Consider the following 15,921-nt stretch of genomic DNA (forward strand, 5'->3'; position numbering starts at 1 on the left):
GCCGTCGTGGGCGCTCCGGTCGGAGAGCAGGCCGGGCAGGCGATATCAGCACGCTACGGCGGCGACCTAGCGTCAGGGCCTCCCCGGCTCGTCCGCTTCCCTTGGTCGACCGCCAAGCGGTGCCGCCGACAGGAGGAGCACCATGCGAATCGCACTGCTGACCATCGGCTCGCGCGGAGACGTGCAGCCGTTCGTGGTGCTCGGCGCGGAACTGCGCGGGCGCGGGCACGAGCCGGTCCTGGTCAGCGGCGCGGATTTCCGGGGCATGGCGGAGCGGGCCGGGATCGGGTTTCGGGCGCTCGACACGATCGGCACCGACCACGCAACCTCCGTGCTCACCGATCCGGGGGTGCGGGCCGCGTTGCGGAAGGGACCCTCGCTGTACCGGATGGCGGCGGCGGTCCCGAGGCCGCCTCGTGCCGACCGGCGGGCGTTGACCGACGAGTTGGTGGCGGCGACCGAGGGCGTGGACATGATCGTCAACACCACGCTGACCCGGATCGGCGCGCTGACCCGGTCGACCGCGCCCTGGTGCTCGGTCGCCTCGTGGCCCATCACCGCGACCGCGACCTGGCCTGCGATGGGCGCGCCCGCGTTGCCGTTGGGTGGGCGCTACAACCGCCTCACCCACCAGGCCTCCAGCGCGCTGGAGTGGCTGCTGTACCGGCCGGAGGTCAACGCGGGCCGCGCGGCCGCGGGCCTGCCGAAGTTCGGCCTCGGATCGCCGTTCCGCGACGACGGTGTCGTGCGGCCGATCCTGTACCAGTTCAGCCCGCACGTGTTCCCCCCGCCGCCGGATTGGCCCGCGCGCTGCCACGTCACCGGCTACTGGTCCGACGACGTGCGCTGGGACCAGCCCGCCGAGCTGACCGAGTTCGTCGAGCGCGGGGAGCCGCCGCTGGTGGCCGCGTTCGGCAGCGCCTGGCTGGTGGGCGGTGAGACCCTGCTGGCGGCGAGCGTGGCCGCGGCGGCCGAGACCGGACGCAGGCTCGTGGTCGTCGGCGGACCCGTCGGCGACCTGCCCGACCACGTCGACGCGATCCGCAGCGAGAGCGCGGACTTCACCTGGCTGCTGCCGCGGGCGGCGGCCGTGCTGCACCACGGGGGTCAGGGCACGACCGCCGCCGTGGTGTCCGCGGGTGTGCCGCAGGTCATCGTGCCCACTTACGCCGACCAGCCGATGTGGGCGGCCCGGATGGCCGCGCTCGGCGTCGCCGCGCCACCCGTCCCCTACTCCCGGCTCACGGCGTCCTCGCTCGCCGCCGCCGTGCGCGCGGCGGTCGACGACCCGGCGATCGCCGACCGGGCCTTCGCGCTGGCCGGCGCCGTGCGCGGGGACCGGGGCGTCCGCGAGGCAGCGGACGTCGTCGAGTCCTACGCCGCCACCGGACGCTGACCCCGACCAGGCGAGCCGCGGAGGCGTCGTGACACCGTCCCCGATCACCCCTGGAAGTCCACTTCGGACACAGGTCTCCGGTCTGCCGTCACGCCTCGCGCGCTCGGCGCTGACCAGGCACGGCGTCGTTCGGTCCACCGCGGACTTCCACGGCTGGTTCGCCGACCGACTGGACCTCGCGCGGACCACGGCGGTCACCGGGATCGACTTCGCCGACCTGGTCGGGTGGGGCTTCGCCCCCGCCCGCGGCGACCTGGTGCACGACAGCGGGAAGTTCTTCTCCGTCCAGGGCTTGGCCGTGACCACCGACCACGGTCCCGTCGCGGCCTGGTCGCAGCCGATCATCAACCAGCCCGAGACCGGCGTGCTGGGCATCCTGGTCAAGGAGTTCGACGGCGTCCTGCACTGCCTGATGCAGGCCAAGGCCGAGCCCGGCAACGCGGGGGTGCTCCAGTTGTCCCCCACCGTGCAGGCCACCAGGAGCAACTACACCGCCGTGCACCGGGGCCGTTCCGTGCCCTACCTCGACCTGTTCCTGTCGGCCAGGCCCGAGTCGGTGCTCGCCGACGTGCTCCAGTCCGAGCAGGGGTCCTGGTTCCACCGCAAGCGCAACCGCAACATCGTGGTGGAGGCGGTCGACGACGTCGAGGTGCGCGAGGGGTTCTGCTGGCTGACGCTGGGGCAACTGCACGAGCTGCTGGCGTTCGACAACCTGGTCAACATGAACTCGCGGACGGTGCTGTCCTGCCTGCCGTTCTCCGGACCCGACCTGGTGCGGGAACTGGGTCGCGGCACCGACGGGTTCCGGGCGGCGCTGGTGCGCTCGACCGGGTCGACCTGGGGCGCGCTGCACACCGACGGGGAGATACTGAGCTGGGTGACCGACCTGAGGTCGAGGCGGGAGGTCGAGGCCACGCTCGTCCCGTTGCGCGACGTCCGCGGTTGGCACCGGAGCGCGGACCGGATCGAGCACGAGACCGGCGCGTTCTTCGACATCCGGGCGGTCGCGGTGAGCGGTGGCGACCGCGAGGTCCAGGGCTGGACGCAGCCGATCATCGCACCGCACGGGCTCGGCGTCGTCGCGTTCCTGGCCGCGCGCTTCTCCGGTGTGCTGCACGTGCTGGTCAACGCCAGGGTCGAGCCGGGCTACCTGGACTTCGTCGAGCTGGCGCCGACCGTGCAGTGCACGCCGGAGAACTACGAGCACCTGCCCGCCGGGGCTCGGCCGCCGTTCCTGGACCTGGTGCTCGACGCGCCCGCCGACCGGATCCGGTTCGACACCCTGCTGTCCGAGGAGGGCGGCCGGTTCTTCCTGGCGGTCAACCGGTACCTGGTCGTCGAGGTGGACCCGTTCGAGGCCGTCGGCCCGTCGCGCTACCGGTGGATGACCGTGGACCAGGTGGTCGGGCTGCTGCGGCACAGCCACTACGTGAACGTGCAGGCGCGCAGCCTGGTCGCGTGCCTGCACAGCCTGGTCGGCGGACCGCGGGCCGACCCGATCGCGACGGGAGCCGTCCGATGAGCGCGAGGCCCGCGCGGGTCGGGGTGCTCGGCGTTCGCGAGCACGCCGGGGGTGGTGGTCACCGCAACCGCCTGCCGGGACCGGGCCCGCGCGGTCCCGTTCACCGACCGGTTCGCGGCGAGGCGGTCCAGGGGTACGCGGCGGAACTCGTGCGGCTCGCGGAGGAGAAGGGGTTGTCGTCACCGCCGAGTTCGGGTTCCGGCACAGCGACGCGGGCCGCTACCACCTCTGGGGGTCGACCGGGCGGCTGTGCGCTGTACTGCCGTCGTTCGCGCTGTCGGGCGGTCCGGAGTACCCGGACCGGATGCTCGACTCCCACGTGGCGCATTACCAGGGCGGGTTCGCACGACCTGACGCTTTGACCCGACGTCTCGGGTAAATCACCACCGGGAAACATTGCGGGACCGGTGCTCGAACCCGACTAATCTGATCGGTCACCACACCGCAATGACGTGACGACCCATGTTCGCGATCCGCACGCACATCCGACTGCCATTCCCGGCCGCACACGCCCGGATTTACCGATTCGGTAAAAACGGTTTCACGCTGCTGGAGCGGTGAACCGATCGGTGCGGTAGAACCCGAGGACATGACCGGCCGACCTCAGCCGGCGGCAGTCGTCGTCACCAATATTTCGCGGTATCGGAGCCATTCGGGCACGAACCGGGCGAGAAGGCAATGGAACCGGGCATCGACTCGACCACGCTTCCTTCACGAGCGGACTCCACCGGGAAGCGGGCGCGAGCCGCGTCGCTCGACCGGTTCACCCACCGCCGGAGGTGATCGGCACCATGGGGCGAACTCGCTGATTCAGCCCGTTCACCAGGCAAGTAGTCGGAGGTCAGCCGCAGGTGCGCACCTCTCGAGCTATTCGTAAAGACACTTGCGAAAAGAGTCGAAGCCCGCATTTTGCGTTGACCGGACAGCTCCGAAAGATCGCCCACGACGGCGATCTCGCCAATAGCGACCAGGAGTCGCAATCGGACTACGCCCAACGCTCCACAAGTTGCCATGACTGAAGCCTCAAATTTTGTGACCTGTGTCACTTGGGGCCGCATTGCCAGTCACGATTTATACGGTCAACACTACGGACTGGACCAGTGATATCGAAGAAACTCCTACCGAGGACCGAATCGACGACCCGAACAGACCAACGCCCGAAACTCTGAGTCACGGCGTTCCACCAAATGACGTCGATCTGAGTCACCGCGAGGGTCAAGGGTGATGAGACGGCAAGCAAAAGAGAGCCGACCGGAGTGCGCGACGTTCACCGAAGCACCATTGATCTCCGTGGTGTCGACACATCACGATAGAAGCGCATTCGGCGAGTCCGCACGTGGACAACAGGAAAGGGAGGCCGCTTCCATGGGCCGTGCACGGGACCTTCGTCCACACGGGGCACGAATCCGGTTCGGGATATTCGGTCCTACCCAGGCCGTCGTCGACGACGTGGAGGTCGCCATACCGGCCGCTCAGCAGCGGATCATCCTCGCGGGCCTCCTGCTCTACAACAACCGGGTGGTGTCGATCGATCGGATCGCGTGGTTCCTGTGGGGCGAGAACCTGCCTCCGAGCGCGGTGCCGACCATCCGCACGTACGTGATGCGCCTGCGGCGCACCCTCGGTCCGCGGGTGGCGGAGCGGATCATCACCAAGGCTCCCGGCTACATGATCAACGTCGGTCCCGGCGAGAGCGACCTCGCCACGTTCTTCGACCTGCACGGCCGCGCGGTCGACCTGGCGACGGACGGCAGGACCGGCGAGGCGTCGTCCGCGCTGTCGTCGGCGTTGGCGCTGTGGCGCGACGCGCCGCTGCTGGACGTGCCGTCGCCGACGTTGCAGGACATGGAGGTGCCGCCCTTGTTGGAGCTGCGGATGCAGACCCTGGAGTGGTGGATCGACCTGGAACTGGGGCTGGGCAGACACGCGCGCCTGGTGCCCGAGCTGTCGCACCTGGTGCGGGCGCACCCGTTGCGGGAGACGCTGACCGCGCAGCTGATGCTCGCGCTGCACGGCGCCGGCCGCCAGTCCGACGCGCTGGCCGCGTTCCTGCACACCCGGAACCTGCTCATCGAGCAACTCGGCAGCGAGCCGGGCCACGAGCTGCGGCACGTGCAGCGGCTCATCCTGCGGACCGACGGCGGTCCCCAGCACACCCGACCGCAGGTGCCGGAGCAGGTGTCGGGCCGGATTTCCCACCACAACAGCCACCTGGAGAACCGGTGGCGGCTGATCGGCTCGCCGAGCTTCGGCTGGTGACGCCCCCGTCCACTCCCCCACTCCGCGAAGAGGGCCTGGCATGAGCACGACCGCCGAGACGACCGGCAGGCACGACACCGCGGGCGGAACACCCGCGGAGCACGCGAGGAGGCTGACGGACCTGGTCGGCGACCGGGCGGGCGGGTGGGACCGGGCCGGGGTGCTCCCGGTGGACCTGCTGCGCGGCCTCGGCGCGGACGGGCTGCTGTGCGCGGAGGTGCCCGTCGAGCACGGCGGGCTCGGCTGGTCGAGCGTCGTCAACGGCGAGTTCACCGCGCACACGGGGAGCCTGTGCGGCTCGGTGCGCAGTGTCCAGACGTCGCAGGGCATGGCGGCGTGGACCGTGCGGCGGCTCGGCGACCGGGCCCAGCGGGCGGCGTACCTGCCCCGGCTGACCGGTGGTGAGCTGGCCGCGGTCGGGTTCAGCGAGCCGCACGCGGGCAGCGACCTGGCCGCGATGTCCACGACGATCCGCCCGGACGGCGACACCGTCGTGGTCGACGGGCGCAAGGTGTGGGTCACCGCCGCGCGCTACGCGGACCTGCTCGTGGTGTTCGGCCGCCACACCGAGGGCGGTGGGGCGGTGGTCGTGGTGCCCTCGGACGCGCCGGGCGTGCGGGTCGAACCGGTCGCGGACCCGTTGGGCTGCCGCGCCGCCGGGCATTCCGCCGTGGTGCTGGACTCCGTGCGGGTGCCGACGTCCGCGGTCCTCGGCGCGGGCGCGGGCCTGGGGCTGCTGGTCGCGTCCGCGCTGGCCTACGGCCGCAAGTCGGTGGCGTGGGGCTGCGTGGGCATCCTCCGCGCCTGCCGCGACGCCACGGCCCGCCACGCCGCCACCCGCTCGCAGTTCGGCAAACCCCTGGCCGAGCACCAGCTCGTGGCCAGGCACCTCGCGGGCCTGGTGACCGGCGAACAGGTCGCGACCAGGTTGTGCGAGCACGCGAGCCGCTGCTGGGACGACGGCTCGCCGGAGTCCGTCATCGCGACCCTGCTGGCCAAGAACGAGAGCGCCCGCCGAGCCGCCGAGGGTGCCGCCGCCGCGGTCCAGGTGCTCGCCTCGGCGGGGGCCCACGACGGCCACGTCGTCGCCCGCGCCTACCGCGACGCGAAGCTGATGGAGATCATCGAGGGCAGCACCGAGATGTGCGAACTCCTGCTCGCCGACCACGCCGTGCGCACCCTCGACACCACCCGCTGACCAGCCCACCACCCCGCTCCCGACCACCGGCGGACGGGAGCGGCCCCGTGGTCACACGGTGACCTTGGGCTCCATCACCGGTGGGCGGATGGCGGCAAGGCGGTCGCGCTTGGCCTGGTCGGTCACGCCCATGCCCGCGTTCGGCGCGAGGCACAGGACGCCGACCTTGCCGACGTGGCGGTTGGTCTGCACGAGCCGGGCGGCCTCGCCGACGCCGTCGAGCGCGTGCACCTCCGACAGCACCGGCAGCACCAGGCCGAGGTCGAACAGGCGGTTGGACTCCCACTGCTCCTGGAGGTTGGCGCCGTGGCTGCCGATGAGCCGCTTGAGCTTCATCCACAGGTACCGGTTGTCGTACGTGTGCTGGTAGCCGGTGCTCGACCCGCAGGTGACCACCGCGCCGCCGCGGCGGGCGACGAACATCGAGATGCCGAACGTGGCCCGCCCGACGTGGTCGAACACGATGTGCGGGTCGTCGCCGGTCTCGCGGCGGATGATGGAGCCGATCTTCTTGCCCGCCTGGAGCACCGCGCGCGGGTCGCCGGGGTCGCCGAGCCCGATCTCCGACCGGTCGATCACGACGTCGCAGCCGAGCTTGCGCACCAGGTCGGCCTTGTCGTCGGAGCCGACCACACCGACCGCGATCCCACCGGCCTGCTTGACCATCTGCACGCCGAACGCGCCGAGCCCGCCCGCGGCGCCCCAGACGAGCACGACGTCGCCGAGCTTCATCCGGGCACCGCGCTCGCTGATGAGCATCCGGTAGGCCGTGGCCGCGCACACCGGGGTGCTGGCGGCCTCCTCCCACGTGAGGTGGGCGGGTTTCGGCACGAGCTGGCTGGCGCGCACGACCGCGTAGTCGGCGAGGCCGCCGTAGTTGGTCTCGTAGCCCCACGCCCGCTGCGAGTTGCCGATCATGCCGTCGTTCTGCACGGCCGGTTCCTGGTCGTCCACGTGCACCGGCGTGACGACGACCCGGTCGCCGACCTGCCAGCGCCGCACGCCGACGCCCGTGCGCACGATGACGCCGGAGGCGTCCGAGCCGAGCACGTGGAACGGCTGGTCGTGCCGCCGCGCCCAGCCGCCCTCGCGGGCGAAGTGCTTGAGGAACGCGAACGTCGGCACCGGGTCGAACGTCGCCGACCACACCGTGTTGTAGTTGATGGAGCTGGCCATCAGCGCCACCAGCACCTCGTCCGGCGCGAGCTCGGGCATCGGCACGTCACCGACCCGGATGGACTCGCGGACGTCCTTCTCCGCGACGCCCTGGAACATGTCGACGTCCTCGGCGCGCGTGTGCGCGGCCCGGTACCGCTCGGGCACCGCGTGCCCGAGCAGTTCGTCCGCGTTCGCGCCGCGCACCGCGGCCGCTGCGAGAGCATCCATGCCTGTTCGTCTCCTCGGTCGGGTCGGGACGCGTCTACTCGGGGCGCCTGCGGGCGACGCTGTGGACGTAGCTCTCCACCGGGAGCGTCCACGCGGAGGGCAACCTGCCCATCTTCTGCAACGCCCGCACGGCCGGGCTGGTCTCCATGCCGATGAACGGGCTGCCCATGGTGGTCGCCTGCATCTGGAAGGCGACGTGCCGCTTGAGCTTGCTCGTGCCCACCTCGGACACCTTCCGGAAGTGGCTGCCCGGAGCCATCCTCTTGCGGATGCCCGCGCGGACGAACTCGGAGATGTCCTCTTCGGACAGCCACTCGAAGCCCGGCACGTCCCGCTTGAGCAACGTCGTCAGGTCGTAGCGGTGCTCGGTGAAGCCGTCGAGGTAGGAGAAGTACCCGCCGGGCTTGAGCACCCTGGCCACCTCGGCGATGAAGCGGTCCGGGTGCGGGTAGTTGTGCGAGCTCTCCACGCTGATCACCACGTCGACCGACACGTCATCCAGCGGCAGCGACTCGGCGTCGCCCTGGATGTAGCGCAGGTCGTCGCCGCGCGCCAGCAGGGCGTTGGCCCGCCGCACGGCCATCGGGGACAGCTCGACGCCGAGGAACCGGCCGCCGGGTGCCGCGCGGGACAGGAAGTTCAGCCCCTCGCCCGCGCCGCTGCCGATCTCCAGCACGGTCCTGCCCGCGTAGTCGCCCAGCGCGAGCGGCAACTCCCGCAGGGCGCGGAAGTAGAGCTGCTCGGACACGCCGTCGGTGCAGAAGTCCAGACTGCCGGGGAGGACTTCGTCGATCTCCTTGGCAAGCACCGGGTCGTCCATCCCCCAGTTCCAGATCTCACCGCGCGCGGCCATCAACGCCGCGATGTTGTAGAGCCAGATCGAGTGGCCCTTGAACTCGTCACTGGCCTCGGTGTCGAGCACCGCGGACTCGCTGGGACCGTTGAACCGGCTGACGGTGTCCATGAACGCGTTGATCGCCGCCGGACCGCCGGTGGATTCCATGTTCTTCCCCTGTCGGTTCGCTGATGGGCACGAGTCTCGCGGGGCGCCGTAGCGTCCCGATATCTGCGCGGTGGCCCCGTCACCAGGTGACGGGCAGCGAGTTGAGCCCGTACGCGGCGGCCTCGTCCTTGAACGACAGCTCCTCCGCGGGCACCGCGAGCCGCAGCGTCGGCACCCGGCGGAAGAGCGTCTCGAAGACGATCAGCAGCTCGGTCCTGGCCATGTGCTGGCCGATGCACATGTGCGCGCCGTAGCCGAACGACAGGTGCCTGCCCTCGGTGCGGGTGACGTCGAGCCGGTCGGGGTCGGCGAACACCTCGGGGTCGCGGTTGACCGCCGTGCCCAGCGCCACCACGCCCTCGCCGCGGCTCATGGCCACGCCCGCGATCGTGACGTCGTCCTTGACCACCCGGTAGGACACCGGGTTGAGGATGCTGCAGTACCGCAGCAGCTCCTCGACCGCGGCGGGCCAGCGCTCGGGTTCCCGCTGGAGCAGCGCCAGCTGGTCGGGGTGCTGGAGCAGGGCGGCGATGCTGAGCGAGATCTGGTTCGCCGTGCTCTCGAAACCCGCCACCAGCAACGTGAGCGCGAGTTCCACCAGCGCCTGGTGGTCGGTGCCGTCGTCGTCCTCGCGGGCCTTGCGGATGCGGCGGCCGAGGAGGTCGTCGGAGGGCTCGTCCTCCTTGGCGGTCACGAGCTGGTCGATGTAGCCCAGCAGCGCGCCGATCGCGGCCATCCGGTCCTGCGGCGGGGTGAACAGGTCGATCATGGTCGCCGAGCGGACGCGGAACGTGTCGCGGTCGGCGTCGGGAACGCCCAGCAGGTCGCAGATCAGCGTCGTCGGCACCGGCAACGCCAGCGCGGGCACCAGGTCCGCGTGGTTGGGGCCGTCGAGCATCGCGTCGATCAGCTCGTCGACGACCTTCCGCATGTCTTCCCGCATGGTGTCCACGCGGCGCTGGGTGAACTCGCCGTTGATGGCGCGGCGCGCGGCCCCGTGCTCGGGCGCGTCCATCTCGCCGATGGACGCGCGGAACCCGACGTCGGCGTTGTACGGGACCAGCGAGGGGTAGTTGGGCTGCTTGCGGTCCACGCTGAACGCGTCCGACAGCAGCAGTTCACGGGTGGCGGCGTGCGTCCACACGGCCCAGGCCTCCTTCCCGGACCCGAGCCGCACGCGGGTGACCGGCCCCTCCTCGCGGAGTTCGGCGTTGCCGTCGGGTTCGCCGAACGGGCAGCCCCGCCGGATGGCGAGATCGGGCACGGACGGGGTGTCGGTCATGCGGTGGCCTCTTCCTTGTCGACGTCGTCGCGGCCGCCCGGCGGTACCGGGTCGAGGGTGCGGAGCCACTTCTCCACCGCGGCGGTGCAGTGCTCCAGGTGCTGCTCGGCGAGCGTGAAGTGGTTGCCCGGCACGTCCACGACGGTCTGCGCGTCGTCCCAGCGGGCGCGCCAGTCGTCCGACTCCGGGTCGTCGGTCATGCCGTCGATCGGTTCGGACGCGCGCACCAGCAGCAGCGGCGCGGCGCACGGTCCGGGCGTCCAGTCCTCGAACATGCCGCCGTACCAGGCCATCGCGGACAACCGGCCGCCGTCCACCCGGACGTACTGGTCCTCGCGGTCGAACATGCCGCCCATCAGGTGCTCCTGGACCCGGTCGTTCATGATCGTCGGGTCGCCGATCAGGTAGGTGTCCAGCAGCGCCACGCCCGTCGGGCGGATGCCGCGGGCCTCCAGGGCGGTGGCGGTGGCGTGCGCGAGGTAGCCGCCGGACGAGCTGCCGAGCAGCACGAACGGCCCGCCGACCTGCTCGGCGATCACGTCGGCGTACGCCCCGACGAGCGTGTCCACGTCCGCGGCCAGCAGTTCCCCGGCGTTGAATCCGGGGACGTCGAACGCCAGGAACGGCCGCACCCCGCGGAACTGGCCCGCGAAGCGGGCGAACTGGTGGGCGCCCGCGATGGCGACGATGGACGAGAAGCACACCAGGGCCGGGCCGTCCGGACCGTCGGCGAGCCGCACGGGGCGCGGCAGCGCGGGCCACTGGTCGGGCGAGGTGGCCATCGGGCGCAGGCGGGCAGCCTCGCGCATCAGCCGTTGGCCGGTCTTGCGCTGCCCCACGCTCAGCGCGTGGCGGAACAGCCCGTCGAGCGCGTCCATCGGGTCGCTGGCCGTGGGCGGCGGCGCGGGCCGGGCGACCTTCGTGAGCACGCGCACCAGTTCGTCGGGGGTGCCCGCGTCGAAGGCGATCGTCGCCTTGAGGCGCAGGCCGGTGGCGCGGCTGAGGCCGTTGCGGAGTTCGACCGCGGTCAACGAGTCGAGCCCGAGTTCCAGGAAGCCCCGGTCCCCCACCACGGTCTCCGGACCGGGGTAGCCGAGGACCTCGGCGATCTGGCCGAACACCGCGTCCCGCAGCGCCGGTCCGTCCAGCGCGGTGACCCGTTTGGGCGGCCTCCTGGTGGTGTGGCGGGACTTCCGCACGAGGGCGCGCAGCAACGGCGGCACGTCGTCGGTCCTCGGCACCTCCAGCCGGGCGGGCACGAGCAGCGGCGCGTCGACGTCGAGCGCGGTGTCGAACAGCGCCAGCGCCTCCGCCGGGCCGAGGGGTTTGCCGAACCGGCGCAGGCGTTCCCGCCGCGCGGTGTCGAGGTCGCCGACCACGCCGTCCTCGACGTCCCAGGTGCCCCAGGCCAGCGACCGCGCGGGCAGACCGGTGGCGCGGCGGTGGTGGGCGAGGGCGTCCAGGACCGTGTTGGCGGCGGCGTAGTCGGCCTGGCCGGGGCTGCCGAACACCCCGGCGGCCGAGGAGAACAGCACGAACGCGGTCAGGTCGAGGCCGCCGGTCAGCTCGTGCAGGTGCAGCGCGGCGTCGACCTTCGGGCGCAGCACCAGGTCCGCGCGGTCCGGGTCGACGTCCTCGACCAGCCCGTCGGCCAGGACACCCGCGGCGTGGACGACGGCGGTCAGCGGGTGCTCGGCGGGGATCGTGGCGAGCAGGGCGGCCAGCGCCTCCCGGTCGGCGACGTCGCAGGCGACGACGTCCACGTGCGCGTCGAGGTCGGCCAGGTCCGGTGCGGGGAGCCCGCGACGGCTGGCCAGCAACAGCCGGGACACGCCGTGCGAGGACACCAGGTGCCGGGCCAGGTGCGCGCCCAACGCGCCCGTGCCGCCGGTGATGAGCACGGTGCCGCCGGGCGGGAACGTGGTCGTGCCGCTCGGGGCGGGCGCGGCGACCAGCCGGGGGGCGAGGAGGTCGCCCGCTCGGACGGCGACCTGCGGTTCGCCCGTGGCCACGGCGGCGGCCACGACCCGCTCGTCCTCGGTGTCCACGAGCACGAACCGGTCCGGGTGTTCGGACTGCGCGGCGCGCACCAGGCCCCACGCGGCCGCGCCGGGCAGGTCGAGGACGTCCTCGGTGTCGGTCGTGGCGACGGCCCGGCTGGTGCGGACGACCAGCGTGGACTGGTCGTGGCGCTCGTCGGCCAACCAGTCGCGCAGGGCGGCCCGCACCTCGTGCACGACGTCGTGCGCGTCCCGTGCGAGGTCGCCGACCGGCCGGTCGGCGAGCGACAGCACCTCGACGTCGACCGGTCCGGCGGTCTCCCCCGCCGCGATCCTGGTCCACTCCAGCCGGAACAGGGAGTCCGTCGTGGACGGTGCCCCGGACTTGCGGACCACCAGGGACTCGACGGTGAGCACCGGGTCGCCGTGGACGTCGGTCGCCTCGATGCTCACCTCGTCCCGGCCGGTGGACCGGGTGCGGACGCGGAGCGCGGTCGCTCCGGTCGCGTGCACGGCGACGCCGCCGAAGCCGAACGGCAGCGCGCCGTCCTCGACCGCGCCGGGCGGCAGCAGGCCCACGGTCTGGAGCGCCGCGTCCAGCAGCGCCGGGTGCACGGCGCACCCGGCGGCGTGGCGGTACTGGTCCTCGGGGAGCGCGACCTCGGCGACCACGTCGTCACCGAGCCGCCACGCGGACCGCAGGCCGCGGAACGCCGGACCGTAGTGGACCCCGCTCGCGGCGAAGTCCTCGTACCGCCCGGCCAGGTCGATCGGCTCCGCCCCCGCGGGCGGCCACTCCCCCGCGGGTTCCGGCGTTCGGGTGGCCGTGGACAGGGTGCCGGTGGCGTGCCGGGTCCAGCCGACGGCGGTGTCGCGGCGGGAGTCGATCTCGACGTCGCGGACGCCGTCGGCGTCGGGCGTCCCGACGCGCACCTGCACGGTCACGTCGCCGGACGCGGGCAGCACCAGCGGTGTCCGCACGGTCAGGTCGTCCAGCACGGCGCCGTCGCCCGCGTGGACGGCCAGGTCGACGAACGCCGCGCCGGGCAGCACGGCGGTGGCGCCGAAGGCGTGGTCGGCCAGCCACGGGCTGGTGGCCGGGGAGAGGACGCCGGTCAGCACCGTGCCACCACCCGCCAGGTCCACCCGCGCACCGAGCAGCGGGTGCCCGGACGGGTCGAGTCCGGCGGCGGTGAGGTCGGCGGGTCCGGTCGTGACCGGGCCGAGCCAGTAGCGCTCGCGCTGGAAGGCGTAGGTGGGCAACGGGACCCGGTGGGCGGTCGGGTAGATCGGCGTCCAGTCGACCGGCGCGCCCCGCACGTGGGCTTCGGCCAGCGAGCGGGTCATCCGCGCCTCGCCGCCGTCGTCGCGGCGCAGCGAGCCGACGACCACGACGTCCTCGCCCGCGTCCTCGGCGGTGGCGAGCACGGCGGGCACCAGCAGCGGGTGCGGGCTGCACTCCACGAACGTCCGGTGGCCCGAGTCCAGCAGGTCCCTGGTCGCGCCGAGGAAGTCGACCGGCTGACGGGCGTTGGCGAACCAGTAGTCCGGGGTCAGGTCGGCGGCGCGCACCCACTGCCCGGTCGCGGTGGAGCGCAACGGGATCCGCGGGGTGCGGGGCCGGATGTCGGCCAGCACGGCGAGCAGCCGGTCGCGGATCTGGTCCACCTGCGGGGAGTGCGAGGCGTACCCGATCGGGATGCGACGGGTGCGGACGCCGTCGGAGGCCAGTTCGGCGGCCAGGTTCCCCAGTTCCGCCAACGGCCCGGACACCGCGACGGCCTCGGGACCGTTGAGGGCCGCGACGGACAGCTCGGGCCTGCCCGTCAGGCGTCGGGCCACCTCGTCCGGCGTGGCCGACACCGACAGCATCCCCTCCAGACCGGCCAACGCGGTCAGCTCGCGACCCCGGCGGGCCACGACCAGGGCGGCGTCCTCCAGGGTCAGCGCGCCCGCGAAGCAGGCGGCGGCGATCTCGCCCTGCGAGTGCCCGACGACCGCGGCGGGCCGCAGCCCGTGCGAGCGCCACACCTCGGCCAGCGACACCATGACCGCGAACAGCACGGGCTGGATCACGCCGTCGACGTCGAGCGGTCGGCCGTCGCGCAGCGCGTCGGTCAGCGACCAGTCCAGGTGCGGCACGAACGCCGCCTCGCACTCGGCCAGGCGAGCGGCGAACACGGGTGAGGTGGCGAGCAGGTCGGCGCCCATCCCGGCCCACTGCGACCCCTGGCCGGGGAACACGAACACCGTCCGCCCACCTCGCCGGACGCGTCCGGTGACGAGGTTCGCGGCCCGGCCGCCCGCCGCCAGCGCCGCCAGACCGCCCGCGTGGTCCGGGCCGAGCACGACGGCGCGGTGCTCGAAGTGGGTCCTGGTCAGGGCGAGCGCGGACCCGACGGCGACGGCGTCCCCGGTCGTGTGCGGGGCCAGCCGTGCCGCCTGGTCGGCCAGGCCGCCTTCGGTGCGGGCCGACAACGGCCACGGCACCACGGCGGGACGCGGCCCGTCCTCGACCGGCTCCTCGGCGGGCGGTTCCTCCAGGACCACGTGCGCGTTGGTGCCGCTGGCCCCGAACGACGACACACCGGCCCGGCGGGGACGGCCACCCCGCGGCCACGGGCGACCGGCCGTGAGCAGGGAGACGGCGCCCTCGGTCCAGTCGACCCGGCTGGTGGGCCGGTCGACGTGCAGCGTGCGCGGCATGGTCTCGTGCCGCAGGGCCAGCAGGACCTTCAGCACCCCGGCGCCACCGGCGGCGGCCTGGGTGTGGCCGATGTTCGACTTCAGCGAGCCGAGCCACAGCCGGTCGACGCGGTCCTGGCCGTAGGCCGCCAGCACGGCCTGGGCCTCGATCGGGTCGCCGAGGGTGGTGCCGGTGCCGTGCGCCTCCACCAGGTCCACGTCGGACGGTCGCAGCCGGGCGTCGGCCAGCGCGCTCGCGATGACCCGTTGCTGCGACGGGCCGTTGGGCGCGCTGAGGCCGTTGCTGGCCCCGTCGGAGTTCACCGCGGAGCCGCGCACCACGGCCAGGACGGGGTGGCCCAGGCGTCGCGCGTCGGCCAGCCGTTCGACCAGCAGCACCACCACGCCCTCGCTGAACCCGGTGCCGTCGGCGGAGTCCGCGAACGACCGGCAGCGACCGTCGGGGGCGAGCGCGCCCGCCGCTGCCGCCGCGCTCAGGTATTCCGACGGGTCGGGCAGCACGGTGGCCCCGGCCGCCAGCGCGAGGTCGCACTCGCCCGCGCGCAGGGCGCCCGCGGCCAGGTGCAGCGCCACCAGCGACGACGAGCACGCCGTGTCCACCGTGACCGTCGGGCCCTCCAGCCCGAACGCGTAGGCCAGCCGTCCGGACGCCACGTTGGGCTGCGTGCCCATGGTGACGAAGTTCGCCACGCCCTCCGGCAGGTCGTAGGCGGACGCGTGGGCGTAGTGGGTGCCCATGACGCCCGCGTAGACGCCGGTGCGGCTGCCCTTGAGCGCCGCCATCGTGAAGCCGCCGCGTTCGAACGCCTCCCACGACGTCTCCAGCAGCAACCGCTGCTGCGGGTCCATCGCCAGGGCCTCGTTGGGCGAGATGCCGAAGAACGCGGCGTCGAAGTGCCCGGCGTCGCGCAGGAACCCGCCGCGGAAGTGGTCGAGGACCGGCCGTTCGCGGTCGGTCGGCAGCGGTCCGACGGCGTCACCGCCCTCGTCCAGCAGCCGCCACAGCGCCTCGGGCGTGTCGATCCCGCCCGGCAGCCTGCACGCCGCGGCGACGATCGCCACCGGGGCGTGCGCGGCCTCGACCAGCGCCCGGTTCTCCACGCGGAGGTGTTCGTTGTCCTGCAACGACTTCCGCAACGCTTCGACGATCTTGTCAGGCACAGCCATCG

The 15,921-nt window shown here is 72.8% G+C and carries 8 protein-coding genes; 4 read left to right on the forward strand and 4 right to left on the reverse strand.

Annotated elements, in window-relative coordinates:
- The first annotated feature begins 142 nt into the window (after positions 1-142).
- The 4 genes from ACFWW9_RS10745 to ACFWW9_RS10760 all read left to right on the forward strand — a co-directional run bounded on the left by ACFWW9_RS10745 (position 143) and on the right by ACFWW9_RS10760 (position 6,375).
- On the forward strand, positions 143-1,396 hold the full coding sequence (locus tag ACFWW9_RS10745; protein WP_390374418.1) for a glycosyltransferase: 1,254 nt from the start codon (positions 143-145) through the stop codon (positions 1,394-1,396).
- Positions 1,397-1,424: 28 nt separating this feature from the next.
- On the forward strand, positions 1,425-2,918 hold the full coding sequence (locus tag ACFWW9_RS10750) for an NDP-hexose 2,3-dehydratase family protein (protein WP_390374420.1): 1,494 nt from the start codon (positions 1,425-1,427) through the stop codon (positions 2,916-2,918).
- 1,449 nt (positions 2,919-4,367) lie between these two features.
- Positions 4,368-5,177 carry a BTAD domain-containing putative transcriptional regulator gene (locus ACFWW9_RS10755; protein WP_390374422.1) on the forward strand — a complete coding sequence of 270 codons (810 nt, stop codon included), beginning with the start codon at positions 4,368-4,370 and terminating at the stop codon, positions 5,175-5,177.
- A 40-nt stretch (positions 5,178-5,217) separates the two neighbouring features.
- Complete coding sequence (locus ACFWW9_RS10760; protein ID WP_390374424.1) at positions 5,218-6,375, forward strand: acyl-CoA dehydrogenase family protein; 1,158 nt, start codon at positions 5,218-5,220, stop codon at positions 6,373-6,375.
- 51 nt (positions 6,376-6,426) lie between these two features.
- Here ACFWW9_RS10760 and ccrA read toward each other — a convergent pair whose 3' ends face one another.
- The 4 genes from ccrA to ACFWW9_RS10780 all read right to left on the reverse strand — a co-directional run bounded on the left by ccrA (position 6,427) and on the right by ACFWW9_RS10780 (position 15,919).
- The gene (gene ccrA, locus ACFWW9_RS10765; protein ID WP_390374426.1) at positions 6,427-7,761 is read right to left on the reverse strand and encodes a crotonyl-CoA carboxylase/reductase; all 1,335 of its coding nucleotides are present in this window, start codon (positions 7,759-7,761) and stop codon (positions 6,427-6,429) included.
- Positions 7,762-7,795: 34 nt separating this feature from the next.
- Positions 7,796-8,764 carry a class I SAM-dependent methyltransferase gene (locus tag ACFWW9_RS10770; RefSeq protein ID WP_390374428.1) on the reverse strand — a complete coding sequence of 323 codons (969 nt, stop codon included), beginning with the start codon at positions 8,762-8,764 and terminating at the stop codon, positions 7,796-7,798.
- A 79-nt stretch (positions 8,765-8,843) separates the two neighbouring features.
- Positions 8,844-10,046, reverse strand: coding sequence for a cytochrome P450 (locus ACFWW9_RS10775; RefSeq protein WP_390374430.1), 1,203 nt, complete (start codon positions 10,044-10,046; stop codon positions 8,844-8,846).
- A complete protein-coding gene (locus ACFWW9_RS10780; RefSeq protein WP_390374432.1) occupies positions 10,043-15,919 on the reverse strand; it encodes an SDR family NAD(P)-dependent oxidoreductase in 5,877 nt (1,958 codons plus the stop codon). The genes ACFWW9_RS10775 and ACFWW9_RS10780 overlap by 4 nt, the downstream gene beginning before the upstream one ends.
- Positions 15,920-15,921 lie beyond the last annotated feature (2 nt).

The organism is Umezawaea sp. NPDC059074 (assembly GCF_042738955.1).
Lineage (GTDB): Bacteria > Actinomycetota > Actinomycetes > Mycobacteriales > Pseudonocardiaceae > Umezawaea.